The sequence below is a fragment of the Nitrospira sp. BLG_2 genome, from assembly GCF_049222245.1.
Map to the genome: position 1 here is coordinate 1 of NZ_JBLYIG010000067.1, position 4,001 is coordinate 4,001.

Below are 4,001 nucleotides of genomic sequence, written 5' to 3' on the forward strand. Positions count from 1 at the left end.
AGACCGATGGAAAACGTAAAGGTCGTGGCCCTTGCGAACTGGTTGCTGACGACCGACAAAGCAGCGAAAGTCGAGGTCATTGGTGGGAACTTCACCCTTGAATTCGAGCCCGGCGATGTCCCAATACGTGCGTCAGAGACCGCGGCCGGTTCGATCACACCTTCAATTCGAGTGCGAGTCGTCGATCCGGTCGGGCGCCAATTGAGTTCCGATCGAGAAGCCTTCCTCACGCAAGACAACATCGACATGGGCGATATCACCGTTCTTCGCGCGGACGCCGAGGGACTGCTCGTCACCAATCGCACCGGACAGGCAAAGTTCGTAAGCGATGGCAATGCCGTCAAACTACTCATCGATGGCGAAGAAGCATTTGGACGAGTCGCGGATGAAATCAAACTCGCTACGAGCTCGATCAACATGACCCAACTGTTCTTCGGCGTGCCGAAGGAGTTTCACCCGCGGAATGAGGATCTAAATCCTGAAAAAAACGAGCCCTTTGAGAAAGCGGAGCTGGTTTTCCGGTTCGACAAAAATAGGCCGATCGAGACCGTCGAAGCCTTGCCAGAAACTCTGGCTAACAAACCTAGAACGGGCGACGAGCGACCCGAACGACTACTGATCAATGCGCTGGTGGACCCTAACAAAACCACAACCGTCAGAATCCTCATGAACGAGCTAGGACTTGGATTTCCAGAAGGCATCTTTTGGCTAACAGTCCTCACGCCATTGGCCGCCCTTCCAGTGGCTGTTGTTGGATTGCCGGTAGCGAACGCCGTTCTGGGCTTAATAGGAGTGGGCGTCGCATTCTTCCCCGTATTTCTCGCTGCGACCCTGGGCCTGGCCATCTTCGAGTTCTTCAAGATCAGATCAATCCTCAACGGGCTCTCAGATGTCGATGAGTTGAAGAAATACTTTCGCCCAGGTTTGCCCGCAGACGATGCAGAGCGATTGTTCATCCGTGGTTTCAAACAAAGAGCGCCGGACCAAGGCGTGCAGCATTGCAAGATGGTGATTGTGGACAACGATCGTGCGGTGGTGCTTGGGTCACCTTTCTCACAGCGATACTGGGATACATTGCAACACCGGATTGTGGAGCCGCGTCGAGGTGAAAACACTGCAGACATGGTCCATGACCTGAGCATGGCCGTTGTGGGACCTGCCGCTCGTGACCTGCTCAAATCCTTTCATCTGTACTGGAATGAAGACCTCTCGGAGTCCGAGGAGCTCAAGGCGTTGCCCGAGAACATTCCTTCCAACACGCAGACCACAGGAGAGGACGCCGTGGCGAAACTGCAGGTCGTGCGCACCATGAGCGGCAAGCGTTTCAAAAAAGGACTCAAAGAACTCAATGGCGCGAGTGAAAAAGGAATTCTCGAAGGGTATCTGCGGGCCTTCGCTGCAGCGAAGCACTACATCTACCTTGAGACCCAATACTTCACCGACAGCGTGATTACAGACGGCTTGGTTGCGGCGTTGAAGGCGAACAAGAACCTCGAGCTCATACTCGTCGTTCCGATCAAACCCGACTTGCCTACCTATCCCGCTCGGCAGGGGAAGCGAATCGAACAGCTTAGGAATGCCGGAGGCCCACGAGTAGGCGTCTTTACTCGTTGGAGTTATGACAAGCGTGAAAGCGGCCGGCCGTGGGTCGCTCCGGTTTACATTCACGCGAAGGGCGCCGTCATAGACGATTCGTGGGCCACCATCGGTTCGGCAAACCTCGATGGTCTATCGCTCGACTACAACTTGCTGCTTAGTCCACTGGTCTTTGGCGAAACGACTGCGTGCGAACTCAACCTAAACATTCTTCCAACGACCCCAGGAACTATCACAACATTCGCCCAGCTCATGCGACGCAGGCTGTGGGCCGAGCATCTTGGAATTCCGAAAACCGGGCCACCCAATGCAAACGATTCTTCGTTGATGCATGGCCCCGATCACAAGTGGCTCGACACACTCTGGCGCCCCGCCGCACTGAGTGCGCTTCAGCATATTAGAGAGGCTAGACGCGAAGACTTACCAGGGTTTGTGCTTGAGTATCCGAAGGAGGACGGAGGATGTCTTGACACCCCGCGTAAGCACCTCGCCGCTCTTCTCGAAGTCAAGCTCAACGTGGCAACATCGAAAATTCGTCCGATCACCGGATCGCGAGGGTTCACCTTCCCTACCGGGAAGTGGAGGAAAATGCCCGAGCGCGAGGACATCAAGCAGTGAGCGCTGAAAAAACATTGCTGGCAGGAATCGGTTCGGCGTTGACGATCGCGGGATCGATCGCCAAATTCACAGATGGACCCCGTCTGTTGCTCGCCAAGCTCGGTTGGGATCTGCCGCCAGGAGTTGAAGACATCGGTCTTGCCGGGCTGGATATGGAGCGTGTGGGCGTTCAGCTCACGAAGTGGTCGGATCTCGCTCGCGACCCCGTAGCGGCAGCTGAAGATCAGGCCCTTGCGCTCGCTCAGCTCGCGGATGCAGTGTTCGATGTAATCGGCGAATTACGCCACCTTCGGCTTGAAGCGCCACAAGAATATCTGGATCGTAGCCGCATCAAGGACGAATTTCTTACGCGGCTTTTTGATCTTTATCTGATCCAATCGACAGCAATCGCTTCGCCACCCGTCTTCGATGTCGCGGCGTTGCTCGGATGGTTTGAATTGAAAAGGCTCGATGCCGACCCGGCAAAGTTTCAAGTGCCTCACATCCGCCATGTCGTGCACTGGGATCGCGTCCCAAAACTGTTCACAGATCCGACGGGCCTCTTTCGTGAAACTTACGGCTGGGGCACACCGGCATTCGACCCGGACACGTTGGTGATCCGTATCGGCGCAGTACTTCAACATATCGCCGCGGAGGTCAGACATCGCAAGTTGCCGGGGATTCCCCTGGCGCGAATGCACGGGAGTCCATCGGCCGATCACCCGCCGCAACTCCAACTGTTGCTCCCGTTGCTGGGCTCGGCCGGGCCGCTCTCAGGCGAAGCCGGAATCTCGGTGTTTGGACTGCCTCCTACGAGTGTCGGCGGTGTTGACGGCGGGCTCGGTCTGGCGCCGTATGCGGAAGGTGCCGCCGCGATTCGACTGCCTTTATCCTCGATCATCTCGGTGGGGATGTCAGCCAAGGCTGATCTCGGGAGTGGAATCGCCCTCGTGTTTCGACCCGACAAAGATCCGGCCTTGCATACCAATCTCAATAAAGCGCAGGCCGCTGTTGGTGGCGCAGGCGCCGAGATCAACCTTGACCTGACGCTGGCGATGCCGACAACCGCGCCGCCGATGACTCTGATATCGGCTGGAGGAGCAACGGTCGAAGCCACGTCAATCGCGGTTTCGGTTGGCGCGCTGGTAGACAACGGGCGGACTGATGCCATCGTTCGTCTCGAGCTCAAGGGTGGCAAGCTTACCGTCAAACCGGAGGATGTGCCGTTCCTCGGCTCGGTATCGGATGATGGTCTCACGGTCGATGCGGATGTCGATGTGTCATGGTCTCACCGCAACGGAGTTCGACTGAGTGGTCGGGCTGAGCTGAAGATCAGCCAAACGTTGGGCCGCACGATCGGACCCGTCACCATTGACGCACTGCACCTCGCGTTAGCAACCCAGGATGCAGGCATTTCGCTCTCCGCCGGCGTCGGTGTGTCGGTAAAAATCGGTCCGGTAGTGCTCATCGTGGACCAGCTCGGTATGCGGGCGGCCATCACACCTGGACCAGGCAGTCTGGGTTCCGCTGATCTCACGATTCGGCCTGTTCCGCCAAGTGGAGTCGGTCTTGCGATCAACGCTCCGGGCGTTGTCGGTGGCGGCTTTTTGCGGTTCGAGGTGGAGAAACACGAATACAGCGGTGTGTTGCAACTTGAGATCGCGGAGAAGATCGCCGTCAACGCCATCGGCCTGCTCTCCACCCGCCTTCCCGACGGCAGCCAAGGCTACTCACTCGTGCTGATTCTCTTCGTCGAGCGGTTTACCCCCATTCAACTGGGCTTCGGCTTCACCCTGACCGGCATCGGG

2 protein-coding genes are annotated in these 4,001 nt (G+C 57.2%); both read left to right on the forward strand.

The window, feature by feature from the left end; genetic code table 11:
* Positions 1–2,214 (forward strand): phospholipase D-like domain-containing protein (locus ACOSYY_RS01820; RefSeq protein ID WP_421660559.1); only part of this gene is annotated, 2,214 nt, incomplete at its 5' end.
* Positions 2,211–4,001: DUF6603 domain-containing protein (locus ACOSYY_RS01825; protein ID WP_421660560.1), on the forward strand; the 1,791-nt coding region annotated here is incomplete at its 3' end. The genes ACOSYY_RS01820 and ACOSYY_RS01825, both read left to right, overlap by 4 nt.